Origin of the sequence: Streptomyces lincolnensis (assembly GCF_021173675.1) — a bacterium.
Taxonomy (GTDB): domain Bacteria; phylum Actinomycetota; class Actinomycetes; order Streptomycetales; family Streptomycetaceae; genus Streptomyces; species Streptomyces lincolnensis_B.
Window position 1 is genome coordinate 16,899 of the sequence record NZ_JAIHON010000029.1, and the last position, 18,695, is coordinate 35,593.

Below are 18,695 nucleotides of genomic sequence, written 5' to 3' on the forward strand. Positions count from 1 at the left end.
GCGGCGGGTGGTGACCTCGGAGCCGCCCGAGCCGCCGGCCGGGCGGTGACCGGCCCACCGTTCCAGTCTTCCCGGTCCGGGCCGTGCTGTCGTCGTACGTGTGCCGGTGATCGGACCTACTGAGAACGCAGTACGCCCGGGGAGGGCATCTCCTCCCCGGGCACGACGGCAGCCTTCCGGAGACCGTCGCCGAGGACCCGCGCCTACTTGACGACCCGCGCCTACTTGGCGACGGCCGCTTCCCCGGTCGTCGGTGCCGCGGCGGCCTCGACGGAGGTCCGCTGCCGGGGGATGAGGGTGGCGATGGCGAAGGCGAGCAGCGCGGCCCCGGCCCCGATGGCCATCACGGTCCTGAAGCCGTTCTCCGAGGGCAGCGCGTAGCCGCCCAGGCTGATGGTCATCTGCGAGAGGACGACACCCGCGAGGGCACTGGCCGTCGAGGTGCCGATGGACCGCATCAGGGTGTTGAGGCTGTTGGCCGCGGCCGTCTCGCTCGCCGGCACGGCGGCCATGATCAGGGCGGGCATCGAACCGTAGGTGAAGCCGATGCCGGCGCCGATCACGCACGAGATCAGCGTCAGCTGCCACACCTGCGACATCAGCACGAGACCGAGGCCGTAGCCGCAGGCCACGATCACCGCACCGATCATCAGGGTCACCTTCGGGCCCTTGGCCCTGGACACGGCGGCGGAGAGCGGGGCGGTCGCCATCATCACCAGGCCGGAGGGTGCCATGACCAGGCCGGCCACCAGCATGGACCTGCCCAGGCCGTAGCCGGTCTGCACGGGGAGCTGGAGCAGCTGCGGCAGGACCAGGGACATCGCGAACATGGAGAAGCCGATCGCCACCGAGGCCAGGTTGGTGACCAGGACCTGACGGCGGGCCGTGGTGCGCAGGTCCACCAGCGGCTGCGTGGTGCGCAGCTCGAAGACGCCCCAGGCCGGCAGGACCACCAGGGCGGCGGTGAACAGGCCGAGCGTGGTGCCGCTGCCCCAGCCCCAGTCGCCGCCCTTGGAGACGGCCAGCAGCAGGCAGACCAGCCCGGCCGCCATGCCGAGGGCACCGATCCCGTCGAACCGGCCCCCGGTGCGCACCCGGGACTCCGGTACGAAGGCCACGACGAGCGCGAGGGCGATCAGACCCATGGCGGCGGAGGCCCAGAACAGCACGTGCCAGTCGAAGTGGTCGGCGATCAACGCGGCCGTGGGCAGCCCGAGCGCGCCGCCGACCCCCAGGGAGGCGCTCATCAGCGCGGTCGAACCGGCCAGCCGCTCGGCGGGCAGTTCGTCGCGCATGATGCTGATGCCCAGCGGGATCACACCCGAGGCGAGCCCCTGGAGCACTCGGCCGACGATCATCGGGATCAGCGTGTCGCTGAGCGCGCACACCACCGAGCCGGCCACCAGCATCACGACACTGATCATCAGCATGCGGCGCTTGCCGAACATGTCGCCCAGACGCCCCACCACCGGGGTGGCCACCGCCGCCGCCAGCAGGGTCGCGGTGACCGCCCAGGCGGCGTCCGAGGCCGGCGCGTCGAGAAGCCGGGGCAGCTCGGGCACGATCGGGATGACCAGGGTCTGCATCAGCGAGACGACGATCCCGGCGAAGGCCAGCACCGCCACCACGGCGTTCGGCCTCGGCGGCGCGGCGCCCCCGGCGTCGGCGGGTGCGGCAAGGGCGTCGGACATGCGGAGCCTCCAAGACGTGGCGCGTGAGGAATGCGAGCGCGTGCGGAGCACGGGTGGTGCACGCGCGCGGAGCACAAGTGGTGTGAAGAATTAAGGCAGCTGATTGACTTAGCTTAGTGGCCCGGTCCGCCTGCGTACGCTTCGGTCACCGGAACCCGCCGCCGATCGGCGGACCGTGGCGGCTCCAGGGACTGGCCGCCACGGGAGATCGCCCCAGTCCCGAAGCGGTGGTGGTCATGGCGGGCAGGACGGCGCGTGCGGAACAGGTCGGCGCGACACGGGAGCTGATCCTGACCGCCGCGGAGCGGCTGTTCGCCGAGCGCGGCGTGTACACGGTCTCCAACCGTCAGGTCAGCGAGGCCGCCGGACAGGGCAACAACACCGCCGTCGGTTACCACTTCGGCACCAAGACCGACCTGATCCGCGCGATCATCCGCAAGCACGCGGCACGCATCGAGGAGATCCGCGCCCGGCTCCTCGCCGCCACCGGCGACTCCACCGACGTACGCGACTGGGTGGACTGCCTGGTGCGACCGGTTCCCGAACATCTGGGGGCGCTGGGCAGCCCCACCTGGTACGCGCGGTTCTGCGCGCAGGTGATGACCGATCCGGCGCTGCGGCGGGTCATGGCCGAGGAGTCGCTCTCCTCCCCGTCCCTGCGGCAGATCGTCGACGGGCTGCGGCGGTGTCTGCCCGACCTCCCCGCCGAGGTGCGCGTCGAACGCGGCGACATGGCACGCCATCTCATCGTGCACGTGTGCGCCGAGCGGGAACGCGCGCTCGCCGAGCACACTCCCACCCCCCGCTCCAACTGGGACGACACCGCCACCGGGCTGGTCGACGCCGTCGTCGGCATGTGGCTGGCGCCGGTCACCCCGACGCCCTGACCTCGCTCCCCGGGATTGGTTGAGTTAGGCAAGTGGACGGTAGGGTGAGCGCATGGACGGCAGTGGCGCCCGAGCGAAACCGGCACTCACCCGGGGTGCCGGTCAACGCCTCCTGCTCGTCGCCGCGGAACCGGGCGTCGCCGAACTGCTCTCCACCACCCTGGAGTTGGCTGGCTACCGCACCACCCTCGTCGGGGCCGGGAGCGAGGCGCTGCGGCGGCTCGCCGAGCAGCGGTTCGACCTGGTCGTCGTCGACGCGGCACTGCCGGACATGGCGAGCCTGAGCCGGGAACGGCACGCGGTGGCCCAGCGCCCCCCGGTGCTCGTCCTGACCGAGTACGACTCCCTGGACGAACTCGTACCCGAACTGGGCCTGGGGGAGCGGGACTACGTCACCAAGCCCTTCCGGGTGGCCGAGGTGCTGGCCCGGGTGCAGGTCCTGCTGCGCGGCGCGCACCCCGGGCGTCCGCGGGACGCCGCGCTCGGCTACCGTGACCTGGTCCTGGACGACAACCGCTGCGAGGCGCGGCGCGGCGCCCGCGTCCTCGACCTGACGCCGGCCGAGTACCGGCTGCTGCGCCATCTCCTCGTCAACGCGCACCGGGTGCTCTCCAAGGAGCAGATCGGCCGGTACGTCTGGGGCGACCACCGTGGCGACAACGCCATCGAGCAGCTCGTCTCCCGGCTGCGACGCAAGGTGGACCGCGACGCGCCCGGCCTGATTCACACGCGCCGAGGGTTCGGCTACTGGCTCGGGCACGCCGACGCCGAGCGCTGACCGGCCGCATCGCGCGGCCTTCGAGGCTTACAACTTCCTTACGCGACACGGCACTTGAGCTCCTTCGCGCGCCTGTGATCTGAGTCACGTCAGCCTTCTGTCAGGAAACTGACCGGAAGGCGTCAGCCCCCTCTGTTTGCATGTGCTCATCGAGGCCTCGACCACTTCACCCCGGCGCCCCGCCCATCGGCGGAGCCCCCCACCACCGAGGAGAACCATGGCCGACACCCTGGCCGGACCCGCGTCCGGGACACCGCAGCCCCTCCCCGAGTTCCCGATGCCCCGCGAGGCCCGCTGCCCCTTCGACCCGCCCCCCGCCCTGAAGGACCTCCAGGAGCAGGCACCGGTGACGAAGGTGCGGCTGTGGGACGGCAGCGAGCCGTGGCTCGTGACCCGGTACGCGGACCAGCGCACCGTCCTCGGCGACCCCCGGGTCAGCGCGGACACCGACAGCCCCGGCTACCCGACCAAGGCCTCGCCCGAGGGCGGCGAGGGAAAGCTCGGCTTCATCATGATGGACGACCCCGAGCACGCCCGGCTGCGCCGGATGGTGACGGCACCGTTCGCCATCAAGCGCGTGGAGGCCCTGCGGCCCGCCGTGCAGAAGATCGTGGACGACCTGATCGACGGACTGCTCGGCAGGCCGGGACCGGTGGACCTCGTGGAGGAGTTCGCCCTGCCGGTCCCCTCCCTGGTGATCTGCGAACTGCTCGGCGTCCCCTACGACGACCACGCCTTCTTCCAGGACAACACCAAGACCATGGTCCACCGGGACGCCACCCCCGAGCAGCGGGGACGGGCCAGCAGGGAGGTCGCCGGGTACCTCGCCGCCCTCATCGGCAAGCGGCTCGCCGAGCCCCGGGACGACCTGCTCTCCAGCATCGCCGGACGCGTCACGGCCGGTGAGATCGACCACCAGCAGGCCACGGAGATGGCCCTGCTCCTGCTGATCGCGGGCCACGAGACCACCGCGAACATGATCGCCCTCGGCACCCTCGCCCTCCTCCGCAACCCCGACCAGCTCGCCCTGCTGCGCGAGAACGACGACCCGAAGTTCGTCGCGGGCGCGGTCGAGGAACTGCTGCGCTACCTGCACATCACCCACCTGGGACGGCGTCGCGCGGTGACCGGGGACATCGAGATCGGCGGCCAGGTCCTCAGGGCCGGCGAGGGCGTCATCATGGCCAACGAGATCGCCAACCGCGACCCCGAGGTCTTCCCCGACCCCGACCGGCTCGACCTCACCCGCGACGCCCGCCGCCACGTCGCCTTCGGGTTCGGCGTCCACCAGTGCCTGGGCCAGCCCCTGGCCCGGATGGAACTCCAGGTCGTCTACGGCACCCTCTACAAGCGCATCCCGACGCTCAAGCCGGCCTGCGCCCTGGAGGACGTCCGGTTCAAGAACGACGCGTTCATCTACGGCGTGCACGAACTGCCCGTCAGCTGGTGACGGCTTCCCGCCCCGTGAACGACCGAGAGCCACGTGTGACGAAGGGAATGGCCATGAAGGTGGAGCTGGAAGCCGACAAGTGCGTCGCGTCCGGACAGTGCGTGCTCGCCGCGACGGACGTCTTCGACCAGGACGACGACGGCATCGCGATCCTGCTGGAGGACCGACCCGCCGACGAACTCCTCGACGACGTCAAAGAGGCCGTCGCGGTCTGCCCGGCCGCCGCCATCCGGCTGGTCGAGCAGTGAGGCGGATCGTCGTCGTCGGTGCCTCGGCCGCCGGACTCGCGGCGGTCGAGACCCTCCGCCGGGAGGGCTACGACGGCACGCTCACCCTCGTCGGGGACGAACCACTGGCGCCCTACGACCGCCCGCCCCTGTCGAAGCAGATCCTGGCCGGGGAGTGGGAGCCCGACCGGCTGGCCCTGCGCGCCGACGACGCCCTGGCCGCGCTCGACCTCGACCTGCGCCTCGGCGTCGCGGCCACCGGCCTCGAACCGGCGGGCCGCACGGTGGAGTTGGCCGACGGATCGGTCCTGCCGTACGACGGACTGATCGTGGCCACCGGCGTCCGGTCGCGCAGACTGCCCGGCGGGGGCGCCCACGTCCTGCGCGGCCTCGACGACGCGCTCGCCCTGCGGGACCGGCTCGCGCCGGGGCGGCGGCTGGTCGTGGTGGGTGCCGGGTTCCTAGGAGCGGAGGCCGCCGCCGTGGCCTGGCGGCTCGGCTGCGAGGTCACGCTCCTCGAACCCGCCCCCGTGCCGCTGGCCCACGCCGTCGGCACCGAGGTCGGCGAGGTGCTGACGAGCGCCCACCGGGAGCGGGGCGTGGACCTGCGCTGCGGGGTCGGCGTGACCGAGGTGGCCGGGGACGGCGTACGGCTCGCGGACGGTGAACGGATCGCCGCCGACGAGGTGTTGGTCGCCGTCGGCTCCGTGCCCAACACGGAGTGGCTCGTGGGCAGCGGCCTCGCCGTCGGGGACGGCGTGGTGTGCGACGAGTACTGCGCGGCCGCGCGGAACGTCTACGCCGCCGGTGACGTGGCCCGCTGGTACAACCCGCTGTTCGGCACCGCGATGCGCATCGAGCACCGCACCCACGCCGCCGAACAGGGCATGGCCGCCGCCCGCAACCTCCTGGCCCCCGGGGCGGGAAGACCCTTCGCGCCGGTGCCGTACTTCTGGTCCGACCAGTACGACATGAAGATCCAGGCGTACGGCCGTCTCCGCGGCCACGACGAGGTCGCCGTCGTCGACGGCGACCTGGCGGAGCGCCGGTTCGTCGCCGTGTACCGCACCGGCGACCGCGTCACCGGCGCCCTCGCCGTCGGCATGCCGCCCAAGGTGGTCCGGCAGTGGCGGCAGGCGATCGCGGCGCGCGCGGCCTGGCACGACGCCGTCCGCACGGAGGTCCCGATGACCAAGGCCTCGTGAGCCTTTCCGGACCGCGGCACGGCCCTCCCGGGGCCGGGCCGATACCCTCCCGTGCGGTGGGGCGCCGACGCGGAACGGCAAGTTACTTGAGTTACGCAACAAGATGGTAAAGTGGATCCCATGTCCACACCACCGCTCCCCGAGGGCCCCGCGTCGCCGGAAGTGACCGAGATCGAGCGGGCGCTCACCCGCATCACCTACCTGAGCACCCGCGCCCGGCAGCACGACCGGCTGATGGCCCTGGCCCAGGTCCCGCTCGACCGTGCCGCCGTGGCGCTGCTGCGCCAGGTCGCCGACTCCGAACCGATGCGGCCGGGGGAGCTGGCCAACAGCCTGGGCGTGGAGGCCTCCCATGTCACGCGCACGGTGCAGCAGCTGGAGAGGTCCGGCTATGTGACCCGCGTCCCCGACCCCCACGACCGCCGGGCCCAGCGCATCGAGCTCACGGACACCGGCGAGGAGGCCGTCGAGCGGGTCCGCAACGCCAGCTCCCGGGGCATGCAGATGGCCCTGGCCGACTGGTCCCCCGAGGACCTGCGCCGGCTGGCCGGCCTCTTCCACCGTATGGTCGACGACTTCCTCGCCCACGCCGTCGACGAGGACACCGAGCAGCAGCCCGCCGCCCCCAAGGCCTGAGTTCCCTCACTTCGAGGCCGTGCGGGGGACACCAGGAGCCGGCACCGGTTCCCCCGGCGGCGCGGGCTCGCGCAGCCCGCACAGCAGCAGCCTGCCCAGAGCGGGCAGGGCCACCAGCGGCACCAGCGCGACCCGCAGCGACGTCGCGTCGGCCAGCGCCCCGAGCGCCGGCGCGGCGAGACCCCCGACACTCACGGTCAGCCCCAGGGTCACACCGCTCGCGGTCCCCACCCGCCGGGGCAGGAAGTCCTGCCCGAGCGTCACGTGCAGCGAGAACGGGACGTACAGCCCGGCGGACGTGAGCGCCACGAACAGGTGGACGGCCCAGCCGGGTGCCGGCACCACTCCGGCCACGGCGAGCACCGTCAGCGAGTACGACCACCGCACGACCGCCACCCGGCCGTACCGGTCCGCCAGCCGCCCCCCGACCAGCGTGCCCACCGCGCCCCCGGCGTAGAGCACGCACAGCGCGACCGTCCCGGCCACGTCCCCGCCGCCGGTCCGCTCGCGGACGTACAACGGCACGAAGACGCTCAGACCGACGAAGACGACCGACCGGCAGACAAGGGCACCGGACAGGCGCAGGAACGAGCCCCAGTCGTCGCGGCCGACGGCCTCGGGCCCGCGGCCGGCCTCGGCGCGGGCCCTCGTCGCACGCGTCGCCGCCGCGCACAGCACCGCTCCGGCCACGGCGGGGACGACCAGCAGGGGAGAGGCGCGCAGACCGCCGGTCGCGACCACGGCGGCCACGAGCAGGGGTGCCAGGGCGAAACCGACGTTGCCGCCGAGAGCGAACCAGCCCATCCCCGAGTTGCCCCCGCCCGCGGCGGCCCGGGCGGCCCGCGCCGCCTCCGGGTGGTAGGCGGCCACCCCGATCCCCGACACGCCGACCGCCGCCAGGGTGAGCGCGTAGGAGCCGCCCACCCCGCTCGCCGCGACTCCGACGCCGGCCGTCAGCGCGCTCACCGGCAGCAGCCACGGCATCGCCCACCGGTCGGTGAGCGCCCCGAACAACGGCTGCACCACCGACGACAACAAGGACGCGGCCAGGACGATCGCCGAGGCGGCGGCATAGGTGTAGGCACGCTCGGTGACGAAGAAGGGCACCAGGGCGGCCACCGCCCCCTGGTAGACGTCCACACAGGCATGCCCCAGGGACATCAGCGTGATGGCTCGGTTCTTGGACACCCGCCGATCGTCGCGGGACGGCCCGTGGGCCCGCTTCCGATAATCTGCCGCTTTGTGCCGAACATCCGCCACGGCTCCGTCCCGGCCGCCCGTCACACCCCCGCGGCGCCCACCCGCGCCCAGTACCTGGCCGCCGGGGACCGCATCGACGCCCACCGCCACGACGACCACCAGATCGTCTACGCGGGATCCGGAGTGCTCGCCGTCACCACCGACGCCGGCACCTGGTTCGCGCCCGGCACCCGCGCCATCTGGGTCCCCGCCGGCACCGTGCACGCCCACCGCGCCCACGGCCGGCTCGACCTGCACCTGGTCGGCCTGCCCACCGACGACAACCCCCTCGGCCTGGACACCCCGACCGTCCTCGCCGTCGGCCCCCTGCTGCGCGAACTGATCCTGGCCTACACCCGCGACCCCGACGACGACGGCCCCGAACGCCGCCGTCTGCTCGGCGTCCTGCGCGACCAGCTGCACGCCTCGCCGCAACAGCCCCTGCGCCTGCCGACTCCGAGCGACCCCCGGCTGGCCGCCGTCTGCCGGATCGTCCACGCCGACCCCGCCGACGTCCGCACCCTCGCCGCCCTGGGCGCGGCGACCGGCGTCGGCGAACGCACCCTCAGCCGCCTCTTCCGCCGCGAGTTCGGCATGACCTTCCCGCAGTGGCGCACCCAGTCGCGCCTCTACCACGCCCTGCGCATGCTGGCCGACGACATCCCCGTCACCACCGTCGCCCACCGCTGCGGCTGGTCCTCCGCGAGCGCCTTCATCGACGTGTTCCACCGCGCGTTCGGCTATACGCCCGGCACCCACAACCGCCGGTCCTGAGCCGCGAAACGGCCCTGCCCGCCACCGGGTCTCTACGCCCCAGTAATATCGCGCGGCAGGCCATCTGAGGAGGAACCGTGTCCCGGTCCGAACGCTCACCCCTGTTGCTGGCGGGCCTGTTGGCCGCCGCGGGGGTCGCCCACTTCACCGCCCCACGCCAGTTCGACGCGATCGTGCCGCGCGGCCTGCCGGGCGCACCCCGGACCTGGACCTACGCGAGCGGCGCCGCCGAACTGGCGCTGGCCGCGGGGGTGGCACTGCCGCGCACCCGGCGCACGGCCGCGCTGGCCACGGCCGCCTTCTTCGTCGGCGTATTTCCCGCCAACGTGAAGATGGCCCTCGACTGGCGCGACCGCCCCGCCCCGCAGAAGGCCGCCGCCCTCGGCCGCCTCCCGCTCCAGGTGCCGCTCGTCCTGTGGGCACGCGGGGTCGCCGCGAACGCGGAGGGCCGGTCATGAGCGCCCGCATCGAGGTCGGTGACACGGTCGAGGACTTCACCCTGCCGGACGAGACCGGCACCGCCCGCAGCCTGTCCGAGCTGCTCGCCGACGGACCCGTCGTGCTGTTCTTCTACCCGGCCGCCCTGACCCCGGGCTGCACCGCGGAGGCCTGCCACTTCCGCGATCTGGCCGCCGAGTTCGCCGCCGTCGGCGCCCGGCCCGTCGGCGTCAGCGGCGACCCCGTCGAACGCCAGCAGGAGTTCTCCGGACGCCACACGCTCGGCATGCCCCTGCTGTCCGACGCCGACGGCGCGATACGGGAACGGTTCGGAGTGAAGCGGGGCTTCTCCCTCGCACCCACCAAACGCGCCACCTTCGTCATAGCCGAGGACCGGACAGTGCTGGACGTCGTGCGCAGCGAGTTGCGGATGAACACCCACGCCGACCGGGCCCTCGAAGCGCTGCGCGATCGCCGGAAGTGACAGCGGTGCCCCGGTTGCCGCGTTTCGCTTGATGCGGTCTGACAAAGAGACCATCCTGGACGATATGGAGCACGTCTCCGCTGCGGCGACCATGGATGCCCACGGCATCCTGACGGGGTGGAGCGAGGGTGCCCGGCAGCTGACGGGATACCCGGCCGAGGAGGTCGTGGGACGCGCGGCCCGGGAGCTGCTCGCCGCGGACCCGTCGGAGCAGGCCGTGACGGCGCTGACCGGCGCCGTCGTGCTGCGGCGCCGGGACGGCTCCCCCCTCACCCTCGCCGTGCGGGCGTGTCCCGTGCTCGGCGCGGACGGCGCGCCGAGCGGCTATGTGATCACCGCCGACCCGGCGGGCGGCCCCGAGACCACCCTGGCCGGACGGGCCTTCCAGCAGGCCTCGGTGTCGATGTCGGTCTTCGACACCCGCCAGCGCTATCTGCGCCTGAACGACACGGCCTGCCGGGTCATGGGCGTCTCCGAGGAGACCCTGCTCGGCCGCGACTTCCCGGAGACCGTGGAGGACGCCGAGCACAGCCGGGGCTTCCACGACAAGCTCCGCCAGGTGGCCGAGACCGGGCGCCCGGTCCACTACGAGAGCTTCACGGGAGCGCCCGCCCTCAACCGGGAGCACGCCTGGAGCACCGAGATGTGGCCCGTCCGCGACGAGTCCGGCCGGGTGACCGGTGTCGCCCTCGCGGCCCTCGACAGCAGCGACCAGTACTGGGCCCGGCAACGGCTGGCACTGCTGAACACCGCGGCGGCCCGCATCGGCACCACCCTCGACGTGACCCGCACCGCCGAGGAACTGGTGGAACTCCTCGTCCCCCAGTACGCCGACTTCGTCAGCGTCGACCTGCTCGAATGGGTCCTCGGGACGGACGAACCCCCGACCGTGCTCGACGGCGACATCGTGCTGCGCCGCGTCGCCCACGGCTCCGGCACCGAGGGCACCCCGGAGGCGGCCGTGCACCTGGGCGCGGCCGACGTCTACCCCGCCTACTCGCCGCCCGCCCAGGCCCTCAGGCAGGGGAGGGCGGTGCGCAGGCGGGCGGGCGAGCCGGACTTCATGCGCTGGGTCGCCTCCCGCAACGCCCAGGCCCCCGCCGGCCGCCGCCACCGCGCCGGCGCGCACTCCCTCCTCACGGTCCCGCTGCGGGCCCGCGGCACCACGCTGGGCGTCATGGTGGCCGTCCGCATCGCCCACCCGGACGACTACGACGCGGACGACGCCGTCCTCGGCGAGGAACTCGCCAGCCGCGCCGCCGTCTGCATCGACAACGCCCGCCGCTTCGCCCGGGAACGCACCACCGCCCTCGCCCTCCAGCACAGCCTGCTGCCCCGGGGCCTGCCCGGACAGGCGGTCGTGGAGGTCGCCCACCGCTATCTGCCCTCCGGTTCGCTGGCCGGGATCGGCGGCGACTGGTTCGACGTGATCCCGCTCTCCGGCAGCCGGGTCGCCCTGGTCGTCGGCGACGTCGTCGGACACGGCATCCCCTCCTCGGCGACCATGGGCCGGCTGTGCACGGCCGTCCGCACCCTCGCCGACGTGGACCTGCCGCCCGACGAGCTCCTCACCCACCTCGACGACCTGGTCACCCACCTCGCCTCCGACGACCGGGACGAGGAGGTCGCGGAGCTGGGCGCCACCTGCCTGTACGCGGTCTACGACCCGGTCTCCCGCCGCCTCACCCTGGCCTCCGCCGGCCATCCGCCGCCCGCCCTGGTGCTGCCCGACGGCACCTCACGGCTCGTCCCGCTGTCCGCGGGACCGCCGCTCGGTGTCGGCGGCCTGCCCTTCGAGGCGACCGAGCTGGAGGTGCCCGAGGGCTCCGTCGTCGCCCTGTACACCGACGGGCTCATCGAGGACCGTGACCGCGACGTCGACCATTCCACCGAGGAACTCTGCCGCGCCCTGACCGCGCGCACCGACACCCTCGACGCCCTGTGCGACACCGTCCTCAAGGCCGTCCTGCCGGAGGAACCCGGTGACGACGTGGCGCTGCTGCTGGCCCGCACCCGGGCGCTGGGCGCGGACCGCGTGGCCACCTGGGACGTCCCGCCGGACCCCGCCCACGTGGCCGCGACCCGGCAGGCGGCCACCGAGCAGCTCACCGCGTGGGGCCTGGACGAGGCCGCCTTCGTCACCGAACTGGTCGTCAGCGAACTGGTCACCAACGCGATCCGCTACGGCGCCCCGCCCATCCGGCTGCGGCTGATCCGTGACCGCACCCTCATCTGCGAGGTCTCCGACGGCAGTTCCACCTCACCGCACCTGCGCCGCGCCCACGCCTTCGACGAGGGCGGCCGGGGCCTGCTCCTGGTCGCCCAGCTCACCCAGCGGTGGGGGAGCCGGCAGACGCCCCGCGGCAAGACGATCTGGGCGGAGCAGTCACTGGAGCCGCCGTCGCTGTGAGCACCCGCCCCCGGGTCACTCGAACGAGCAGCCCGGATTGGGCGCGTCCTGCGAGAAGGGCGCACCGTGCGGCAGCACATAGAGCACGTCGAGGACGACGGTGGTGTCGCCCAGGTTGCGGCCGATGTGGACGTTGCCCGGCCCGGCCGGCTCCTGGACCGCACTGCCCTTGGGGTAGACGCCGTCGGAGGCGCACGTGGAGTCGAAGTGGCTGAGCGTGCCCCGCTGCACGTAGGCGTAGAGAGGGCCGTCGTGGTAGTGCCAGCCGGTGGCCTGGCCGGGCGGGATCGAGACCTCCCGCAGGATGTAGTCCGTGCCGCCGACGGTGGTCTGGCTGATCACCCTGCCGGTGACACCCGGCCCCGGCGGGGTCGCCTGGGCGGTGGAACAGGCCAGGACGGTGGTGACGGCCACCGCCCCGGACGTCACGGCGGTACGGAACGCGGTACGCATGCGGGAGGCCTCCTGGAGCCGCGGTGTGTCAAGCATGTGCCGGACTGAACTTAGAGGCCCACAAGGGCAGTTGGGGCCGGAATCCCAGGATCCGGGGGCAGCGACCGGCGTTCAGGCGGCCGCCCGCTCCCGCACCACCTCGCCCGGCTTCTTGTCGTCCCGCAGCCCGAGGAACCGCGGGTGCCGCAGCATGCCGTCCCGGGTCCACTCGGTGAACGCGATCTGCGCGACCAGCTCCGGCTCGGCCCACCGCGCGCCCGCCTCCCGCACCGGCCCGTCGAACGGCGAGGCGGACACCCGCAGCCCGTCGAGCCGCTCCCGCAGCTCCAGCAGCGTCGGCCGGTCGAACCCCGTACCCACCTTGCCCGCGTACCGCAGCCCGCCGCCCGGCCCGTAGTAGCCCGGCAACAGCGCTCCGAGGCCCACCCGGCTGCCGGCCGGCTCGGTGAACCCGCCGACCACGAACTCCTGTCCCTGGGCGCACTTGAGCTTGAGCCAGTCCGTGGACCGGCGGGGCTGATAGGCACTGTCGGCACGCTTGGCGATCAGCCCCTCCCAGCCCCGGGCACATGAGGCGGCCAGCAGCTCGGCGCCGCCCGCGTTGCGGTGGGAGGTCGTCCGGAGCGGGGCGCGGGGCGTCAGCGCGCGGCGCAGCAGGGACTTGCGGGTCCTCAGCGACAGCCGGGTGGTGTCCCGGCCCTCCAGACGCAGCAGGTCGAAGACGTAGTACGTCACGGCGACCCCGCTCGCCTCGACGTCCTGCCGCCGGGTCAGGCCCATCCGCTGCTGGAGCCGCGAGAAGTCGGTGCGACCGCGGGAGAACGCGACGATCTCACCGTCGATGGTGAAGTCCCGGCACGACTGGGCGGCGAGCGCGTCGACGATCTCGGGGTAGGTGTCGTTCAGGCGCCGCCCGGTGCGCGACAGCAGCGCGACCCGTCGGTCCTCCCGCACGGCCAGCATCCGCACGCCGTCCAGCTTCCGTTCGAAGACCCATTCCTCCTCGGCGGGAAAGTCCCGCCGGTCGCTAAGCGTCGCGAGCATCGGCCGCGCGGCGAGATCGGCTCCCGGGGGTGCCTCGCGCAGCAGCCTCCGCTGCCCGGCGGGCACGGTGTCCAGGAGGCCGGTCATCGCGGTCACTTCTTACGGTCGTCCGCCGCGACCTGGGAGAGCGTGCGGCCGGAGCGTACGGACCGGGCCCGTCGGGGGTCGGGGGCGCCGTGGCCGCCGGCGCGCCCCTCCGCCTTCTTCACCAGCAGCCAGGACTCGTCGTCGTCGCCGCGGAAGCGGGTCAGGGCGTACGTGCCGCGCAGCTTCGAGCCGTGCAGCCGGAACGTGGCGTGGCCGTGCTCGATCGACTCGGCGAAGTCCACCGGGCGCCCCTGGCGGTCGTGGCTCAGCGGCTCGTAGGTGCCGTGATCCCAGACGATCACCGTCCCGCCGCCGTACTCGCCCTCCGGGATCACCCCCTCGAACTCCTCGTACTCCAGGGGATGGTCCTCGGTGGGCACAGCCAGCCGCTTGTCCTTGGGGATGTCGGACGGGCCCTTCGGGATCGACCAGGACTTCAGCACGTCGCCGACCTGAAGACGGAAGTCGAAGTGCATCGTGCTCGCGTCATGGATCTGCACGACGAACCGGGGCTCCGCACCGGTGACCCCCGCCCGTCCCTCGGGCTCGCGGGTCCGGTCGAAGTCACGCTTGGCGTGGTAGTCCCGCAGACGCTCACTGTCCCGCGGTCGCTCACTCACGTGCGGCTCCTTCCCACGACCCCGACAACCCCGCCGGCCCCGGGTACCCCTCCCGCAGGTCAGAACTCCTCGTGGCTCTCCGGATCGCCGCCGAGACGCCGGTGAGCCCGGTCGCCGATCGCCTTGACCTGGGCCTGGTCCAGCTCGAAGCCGAAGACGTCGAGGTTGGCGCGCTGCCGCTCCGGATCCCCGGACTTGGGGATCGGCACGGCGCCGAGCTGGAGGTGCCAGCGCAGGATCACCTGGCCGGGCGTGACCCCGTGCGCGTCGGCGGCACGGCCCACGGCCGGGTCCCGCAGCAGGTCCGAGCCCCGGCCCAGCGGACTCCAGCTCTCGGTGACGATGCCCTTGTCCGAGTGGAAGGCACGCAGGTCGTCCTGGGGGAGCAGGGGATGCAGCTCGATCTGGTTGACCGAGGGCAGGACGCCGGTCTCCTTCTCCAGGCGCTCGATGTGCGCGGCCGTGAAGTTCGAGACGCCGATCGACCGCACGAGGCCGTCCTCACGGAGCTTGATCATGGCCTTCCACGAGTCGACGTACTTGTCGACCCGGGGGAGCGGCCAGTGGATCAGATACAGATCCACGTACTCCAGGCCGAGGCGGGCGCGGGACTCCTCGAAGGAGGCGAGGGTCTCCTCGTAGCCGTGGTGCCGGCCGGGCAGCTTCGTCGTGACGACGATCTCCTCGCGGGGCACCTCGCTGCCGGCCACGCCCCGGCCGACGCCGGTCTCGTTGCGGTAGTTCGTCGCCGTGTCCACGAGGCGGTAGCCCAGGTCCAGGGCGCCGCGGACGGCCTGCTCGGCCTGCGTGTCGTCCATCGGCCAGGTGCCGAGGCCGAGCCCGGGGAGCCTCGTGCCGTCGTTGAGCGGGTGGGTCGGAATGCTGATCACTGCGGGACCTTCCCTCGGCTGTGTCGTCCCTCCAGCGTCACGGATAGGGTGAGCGTCGATCAACCTGGACGGCGGGGACGAGGGCAACGGACGGCATGGGCGACGCCGAGGACAAGCAGCGCACGAATCCGGGGCGTCCCACGTCACGGGATGTCGCGCGGCTCGCCGGCGTGTCGCACACCGCGGTCTCCTTCGTGTTCAACGGCCGCGCCGAGGGCAACCTCTCGCCCGCCACCCAGGAACGCATCCGGCAGGCCGCCGCCCGGCTCGGCTACCGCCCCGACCCCGTCGCCCGCGGCCTGCGCCGCAGCCGTACGGCCGTGATCGGCCTGGTCACCGACGAGATCGCCTCCACGCCCTTCGCCGGGCGGCTGCTGCGCGGCGCCATGGACACCGCCTGGGACAGCGAGCACCTCGTGCTGACCGTCGACTCCGGGGGCGACCCGGCCAAGGAGGACGCGGCCGTCGCCGAGCTCCTGGACCGGCGCGTGGACGGCATCATCTACGCGGCGATGTCCCTGCGCCGCGTCCGCGTCCCCGAGGGACTGCACCGCACCCACTCCGTCCTCGCCAACTGCCTGCCCGAGGACGACTCGCTGCCCGCCGTCGTCCCCGCCGAACGCGCCGGAGGCCGGACGGCCGCACGGCTGCTCCTGGACCAGGGGCACCGCAGGATCGCCCTGGTCGGCGGCCACGACGACATCGCCTCCGTCGAGCGGCTGCGCGGCTTCCGGGACGCCCTGCGGGCCGAGGGGATCACCCTGCCCAGGGAGTGGGTGGTACGGACCGGGGGAGAGATCTCCGGCGGATACGAGGGCGCCACGCGGATCCTCGACGGGATCCCGGCGGACCGGCGGCCCACCGGGATCTTCTGCTACAACGACCGGGTCGCGGCGGGCGCGCTGCACGCCTCCACCCGGCTCGGGATCACCGTCCCCGACGAGCTGTCCGTGGTGGGCTACGACGACCAGGAGCACATGGCCGCGTTCCTCACCCCGCCCCTGACCACGGTCGGGCTGCCGCACCGGGCGATGGGCGAGGCCGCGACCCGGCTGCTCCTGGACGCCATCGCCACGGGACGCACACCGCCCGCCACGGTGCGACGCCTCGCCTGCCCGGTGATCACTCGCTCGTCGGTGGGACCTGCTCCCATCCCGTGACCTCGGCCCCGGCGCCCCGCACGACCAGCTCCGGCACGTCGTCGACACGCCGGTAGACCCGCTCGGTGACCGTGGCCCGGTCGCCGACGAACAGTTCGAGGAGCGATCCGTCGACGAGGATCCGTACGGTGATGTCCTCCGCCTCCGGGACGGCTACGGTGACCGGCCCCCGCGCCCCGGTGCGGGGCCAGCCGTCGCGGTCCAGGGCGACCGTCCCGTCGTCCGGGTCCAGCCGGACCGTCAGCTGGGCGCCCGACGCCGAGCGCAGCAGGGAGACGGTCGTGGGGGAGCGGGCGGTGACGGTCAGGTCGTAGGCATCCGGCAGCGGTACGCGGGCCCCGGGATCCGTGACGAACGGATCGGGGGCCCGCAACAGGCGCAGCTCGGGCGCCGGTGCGACGCGCAGGGAGCCGTCGGGGTGGGTGTCCACGATCCGGGGCGCGGTGAGGACTCCCGCCCAGCCGGCCCGGTCCACCTCGGACTGCGCCCGGGCCTCCCAGGACCAGCCCCACAGCACGGCCCGGTCCGCCTCCTGGAGCACGGCGGGGGCGTAGAGGTCCCGGCCGTGGTCGAGGGGGCCGCCCGCGCGGGGAACGAAACGCAACTCCCCGTCTCCGTAAGGGAGCAGACGGCCCGTCAAGTAGCCGGTGGAGCCCGGGTTTCCGTCCCACAGGGACACCACCAGCACCCACTCCCCACTCGCCGTCGCGAACAGCTGAGGGCACTCCCAGCCGGTCGCCCCGTCGCCGAACACCCGGGCCGCCACCGGGTCGTCGCCGTCCAGGAGGACCCCGGCGAACCGCCAGGCCGACAGGTCGTCGCAGTCGTAGAGCAGCACCGACGGCGTACCGTCGCCGTGGCCCGCGCCGACCAGCGCCCAGCGGTGGCCGGCGTGGTGGAAGACGAACGGGTCGCGGAACATCACCACGTCCAGTCCGGGCGGCGGGCCGGTCACCACCGGGGTGGGAAGCGGCTTCCAGTCGGTGAGCGTCTCGTCGTCCGGGACCGTCGCGCGGGCGAGGCAGATCGCGCCGAGACCGGTGTGGTGGCGGTCCACGCCGGTGTACACGGCGGTCGGCACACCGTCGTCGTCGACCACGCACCCCGACCAGCAGCCCGCCTCGTCCGGGCCGCCGGGTGTCGGGGTGAGCGCGACCGGGTGGTGCTCCCAGTGGGCGAGGTCGGGGCTGGAGACATGACCCCAGTGGACGTTCGCGTGCACGGGCGCTTCGGGGTTGTGCTGGTAGAAGAGGTGGTAGCGGCCCTGCCAACGGAAGGGACCGTTGGGGTCGTTGATCCAGTGGGCGGGCGGTCGGACCCGGAAACGCGGGGCGTCGGGGTCCGGGAGGCGAGCGGCGAGGCTCAACGGTTGACTCCTGCGGAGGTGATGCCCTCACGCAGAGGGCGCTGGCCGACGAGGAACACGGCGACGGCGGGGATCATGGAGAGCACGACACCCGCGAGGACCACCGAGATGGACCCGGTGCCCAGATTGCCCTGGAGGGAGACCAGGCCCAGCGGGAGCGTGTAGTTCTGCCCGGAGGTCTCCAGGATCAGCGGCCGGAAGAACTCGTTCCAGTGGTAGTTGAAGGCCAGGACACCGACGATCGCCAGGCCGGGCGTGGCCAGCGGGGCGTAGACGGACCGGAAGATCCGCCAGGGCCCGGCGCCGTCCAGCATCGCCGCCTCGCCCAGGTCCTTCGGCATGCCCAGGAAGTACTGGCGCATCAGGAAGGTGCCGAACGCGGTCGGGAACGCCGGGATGATCAGCCCGAGCAGGGTGTCGGTCAGGCTCATCGACTTCAGGACCAGGAACACCGGCACGATGGTGACCTGGAGCGGCACCATCATGGTGGCCAGGACCAGCCCGAACAGCGGCTTCTTGAAGCGGAATTCGAGGCGTGCGAAGGCGTATCCGGCCAGACCCGCCGTGATCATCTGGCCCACCGCGATCAGCGCGGTCACCAGCGTGGAGTTGAGGGCCAGCAGCCACACGTCGATCTGGTCGAAGACCCCGCGGTACGCGTCGACGGTGGGGTCGGCCGGGATGATCCTCGGCGGCAGGTCGAAGGACTCGGCGGGGGTGCGCAGGGAGGTGGAGAGCGTCCAGATGACCGGTCCGAGGGTCAGCAGGGCGCACACGGTCAGTCCGGCTATCCGGGCCCAGGGGGCCAGGGAGTGCCGGGTGCGGCTCAAGGTCAGGGTCGCTTGGCTCAAGGGGC

19 protein-coding genes are annotated in these 18,695 nt (G+C 73.1%); 11 read left to right on the top strand and 8 right to left on the bottom strand.

Annotated elements, in window-relative coordinates; translation table 11 throughout:
- Positions 1 to 221 precede the first annotated feature (221 nt).
- Positions 222 to 1,691 (bottom strand): MFS transporter, encoded by a 1,470-nt coding sequence (locus K4B79_RS46475; RefSeq protein ID WP_232033531.1) that lies wholly within the window; start codon positions 1,689 to 1,691, stop codon positions 222 to 224.
- Positions 1,692 to 1,927: 236 nt separating this feature from the next.
- Here K4B79_RS46475 and K4B79_RS46480 point away from each other — a divergent pair, with 236 nt between their 5' ends.
- The 6 genes from K4B79_RS46480 (at position 1,928) to K4B79_RS46505 (ending at position 6,874) form a co-directional block, all read left to right on the top strand.
- On the top strand, positions 1,928 to 2,578 hold the full coding sequence (locus K4B79_RS46480; protein ID WP_232033532.1) for a TetR/AcrR family transcriptional regulator: 651 nt from the start codon (positions 1,928 to 1,930) through the stop codon (positions 2,576 to 2,578).
- A 52-nt stretch (positions 2,579 to 2,630) separates the two neighbouring features.
- Entirely contained in the window at positions 2,631 to 3,356 is a 726-nt protein-coding gene (locus tag K4B79_RS46485; protein WP_232033533.1) for a response regulator transcription factor, read from the top strand.
- A 217-nt stretch (positions 3,357 to 3,573) separates the two neighbouring features.
- Complete coding sequence (locus tag K4B79_RS46490; RefSeq protein ID WP_232033534.1) at positions 3,574 to 4,806, top strand: cytochrome P450; 1,233 nt, start codon at positions 3,574 to 3,576, stop codon at positions 4,804 to 4,806.
- Positions 4,807 to 4,859: 53 nt separating this feature from the next.
- A complete protein-coding gene (locus tag K4B79_RS46495) occupies positions 4,860 to 5,054 on the top strand; it encodes a ferredoxin (RefSeq protein WP_232033563.1) in 195 nt (64 codons plus the stop codon).
- Positions 5,051 to 6,238: an NAD(P)/FAD-dependent oxidoreductase gene (locus tag K4B79_RS46500; protein ID WP_232033535.1), complete on the top strand. Its 1,188-nt coding sequence runs from the start codon at positions 5,051 to 5,053 to the stop codon at positions 6,236 to 6,238. The genes K4B79_RS46495 and K4B79_RS46500 overlap by 4 nt, the downstream gene beginning before the upstream one ends.
- Before the next feature lie 120 nt (positions 6,239 to 6,358).
- Positions 6,359 to 6,874, top strand: a complete 516-nt coding sequence (locus tag K4B79_RS46505) for a MarR family winged helix-turn-helix transcriptional regulator (RefSeq protein WP_232033536.1) — start codon at positions 6,359 to 6,361, stop codon at positions 6,872 to 6,874.
- A 6-nt stretch (positions 6,875 to 6,880) separates the two neighbouring features.
- Here the strand turns inward: K4B79_RS46505 and K4B79_RS46510 are convergent, their stop codons facing one another.
- Positions 6,881 to 8,035 (bottom strand): MFS transporter, encoded by a 1,155-nt coding sequence (locus tag K4B79_RS46510; RefSeq protein WP_232033564.1) that lies wholly within the window; start codon positions 8,033 to 8,035, stop codon positions 6,881 to 6,883.
- Positions 8,036 to 8,116: 81 nt separating this feature from the next.
- On the opposite strand from K4B79_RS46510, the gene K4B79_RS46515 reads away from it, so the two are divergent.
- The 4 genes from K4B79_RS46515 (at position 8,117) to K4B79_RS46530 (ending at position 12,219) form a co-directional block, all read left to right on the top strand.
- Entirely contained in the window at positions 8,117 to 8,887 is a 771-nt protein-coding gene (locus tag K4B79_RS46515; protein WP_374208597.1) for an AraC family transcriptional regulator, read from the top strand.
- A gap of 77 nt (positions 8,888 to 8,964) precedes the next feature.
- A complete protein-coding gene (locus K4B79_RS46520; protein ID WP_232033537.1) occupies positions 8,965 to 9,345 on the top strand; it encodes a MauE/DoxX family redox-associated membrane protein in 381 nt (126 codons plus the stop codon).
- On the top strand, positions 9,342 to 9,809 hold the full coding sequence (locus K4B79_RS46525; protein WP_269464796.1) for a peroxiredoxin: 468 nt from the start codon (positions 9,342 to 9,344) through the stop codon (positions 9,807 to 9,809). Before K4B79_RS46520 ends, K4B79_RS46525 begins: the two co-directional genes overlap by 4 nt.
- A gap of 64 nt (positions 9,810 to 9,873) precedes the next feature.
- On the top strand, positions 9,874 to 12,219 hold the full coding sequence (locus tag K4B79_RS46530) for a SpoIIE family protein phosphatase (RefSeq protein ID WP_232033538.1): 2,346 nt from the start codon (positions 9,874 to 9,876) through the stop codon (positions 12,217 to 12,219).
- A gap of 15 nt (positions 12,220 to 12,234) precedes the next feature.
- Here K4B79_RS46530 and K4B79_RS46535 read toward each other — a convergent pair whose 3' ends face one another.
- The 4 genes from K4B79_RS46535 to K4B79_RS46550 all read right to left on the bottom strand — a co-directional run bounded on the left by K4B79_RS46535 (position 12,235) and on the right by K4B79_RS46550 (position 15,313).
- Complete coding sequence (locus tag K4B79_RS46535; RefSeq protein WP_232033567.1) at positions 12,235 to 12,672, bottom strand: cupin domain-containing protein; 438 nt, start codon at positions 12,670 to 12,672, stop codon at positions 12,235 to 12,237.
- A 111-nt stretch (positions 12,673 to 12,783) separates the two neighbouring features.
- Positions 12,784 to 13,803, bottom strand: coding sequence for a non-homologous end-joining DNA ligase (gene ligD, locus K4B79_RS46540; RefSeq protein ID WP_232033539.1), 1,020 nt, complete (start codon positions 13,801 to 13,803; stop codon positions 12,784 to 12,786).
- A 5-nt stretch (positions 13,804 to 13,808) separates the two neighbouring features.
- Positions 13,809 to 14,423, bottom strand: coding sequence for a DNA polymerase ligase N-terminal domain-containing protein (locus tag K4B79_RS46545; protein WP_232033540.1), 615 nt, complete (start codon positions 14,421 to 14,423; stop codon positions 13,809 to 13,811).
- Positions 14,424 to 14,482: 59 nt separating this feature from the next.
- Positions 14,483 to 15,313 carry an aldo/keto reductase gene (locus K4B79_RS46550; protein ID WP_232033541.1) on the bottom strand — a complete coding sequence of 277 codons (831 nt, stop codon included), beginning with the start codon at positions 15,311 to 15,313 and terminating at the stop codon, positions 14,483 to 14,485.
- A gap of 95 nt (positions 15,314 to 15,408) precedes the next feature.
- Between K4B79_RS46550 and K4B79_RS46555 the strand changes: the two genes are divergently transcribed.
- On the top strand, positions 15,409 to 16,473 hold the full coding sequence (locus K4B79_RS46555; RefSeq protein ID WP_232033542.1) for a LacI family DNA-binding transcriptional regulator: 1,065 nt from the start codon (positions 15,409 to 15,411) through the stop codon (positions 16,471 to 16,473).
- On the opposite strand, the gene K4B79_RS46560 is transcribed toward K4B79_RS46555, so the two are convergent.
- Positions 16,436 to 17,839: a glycoside hydrolase family 32 protein gene (locus K4B79_RS46560; protein ID WP_232033543.1), complete on the bottom strand. Its 1,404-nt coding sequence runs from the start codon at positions 17,837 to 17,839 to the stop codon at positions 16,436 to 16,438. The genes K4B79_RS46555 and K4B79_RS46560 overlap by 38 nt on opposite strands.
- Complete coding sequence (locus K4B79_RS46565; protein ID WP_232033544.1) at positions 17,836 to 18,690, bottom strand: carbohydrate ABC transporter permease; 855 nt, start codon at positions 18,688 to 18,690, stop codon at positions 17,836 to 17,838. Before K4B79_RS46565 ends, K4B79_RS46560 begins: the two co-directional genes overlap by 4 nt.
- Between the last annotated feature and the right edge of the window lie 5 nt (positions 18,691 to 18,695).

Bases quoted from the DNA above. Each gene is read 5' to 3' on its own strand.
- ligD (WP_232033539.1), bottom strand. From the start codon at position 13,803: ATGACCGGCCTCCTGGACACCGTGCCCGCCGGGCAGCGGAGGCTGCTG.
- K4B79_RS46495 (WP_232033563.1), top strand. From the start codon at position 4,860: ATGAAGGTGGAGCTGGAAGCCGACAAGTGCGTCGCGTCCGGACAGTGC.
- K4B79_RS46505 (WP_232033536.1), top strand. From the start codon at position 6,359: ATGTCCACACCACCGCTCCCCGAGGGCCCCGCGTCGCCGGAAGTGACC.
- K4B79_RS46480 (WP_232033532.1), top strand. From the start codon at position 1,928: ATGGCGGGCAGGACGGCGCGTGCGGAACAGGTCGGCGCGACACGGGAG.
- K4B79_RS46535 (WP_232033567.1), bottom strand. From the start codon at position 12,672: ATGCGTACCGCGTTCCGTACCGCCGTGACGTCCGGGGCGGTGGCCGTC.
- K4B79_RS46555 (WP_232033542.1), top strand. From the start codon at position 15,409: ATGGGCGACGCCGAGGACAAGCAGCGCACGAATCCGGGGCGTCCCACG.
- K4B79_RS46475 (WP_232033531.1), bottom strand. From the start codon at position 1,691: ATGTCCGACGCCCTTGCCGCACCCGCCGACGCCGGGGGCGCCGCGCCG.
- K4B79_RS46485 (WP_232033533.1), top strand. From the start codon at position 2,631: ATGGACGGCAGTGGCGCCCGAGCGAAACCGGCACTCACCCGGGGTGCC.
- K4B79_RS46530 (WP_232033538.1), top strand. From the start codon at position 9,874: ATGGAGCACGTCTCCGCTGCGGCGACCATGGATGCCCACGGCATCCTG.
- K4B79_RS46490 (WP_232033534.1), top strand. From the start codon at position 3,574: ATGGCCGACACCCTGGCCGGACCCGCGTCCGGGACACCGCAGCCCCTC.
- K4B79_RS46510 (WP_232033564.1), bottom strand. From the start codon at position 8,035: ATGTCCCTGGGGCATGCCTGTGTGGACGTCTACCAGGGGGCGGTGGCC.
- K4B79_RS46525 (WP_269464796.1), top strand. From the start codon at position 9,342: ATGAGCGCCCGCATCGAGGTCGGTGACACGGTCGAGGACTTCACCCTG.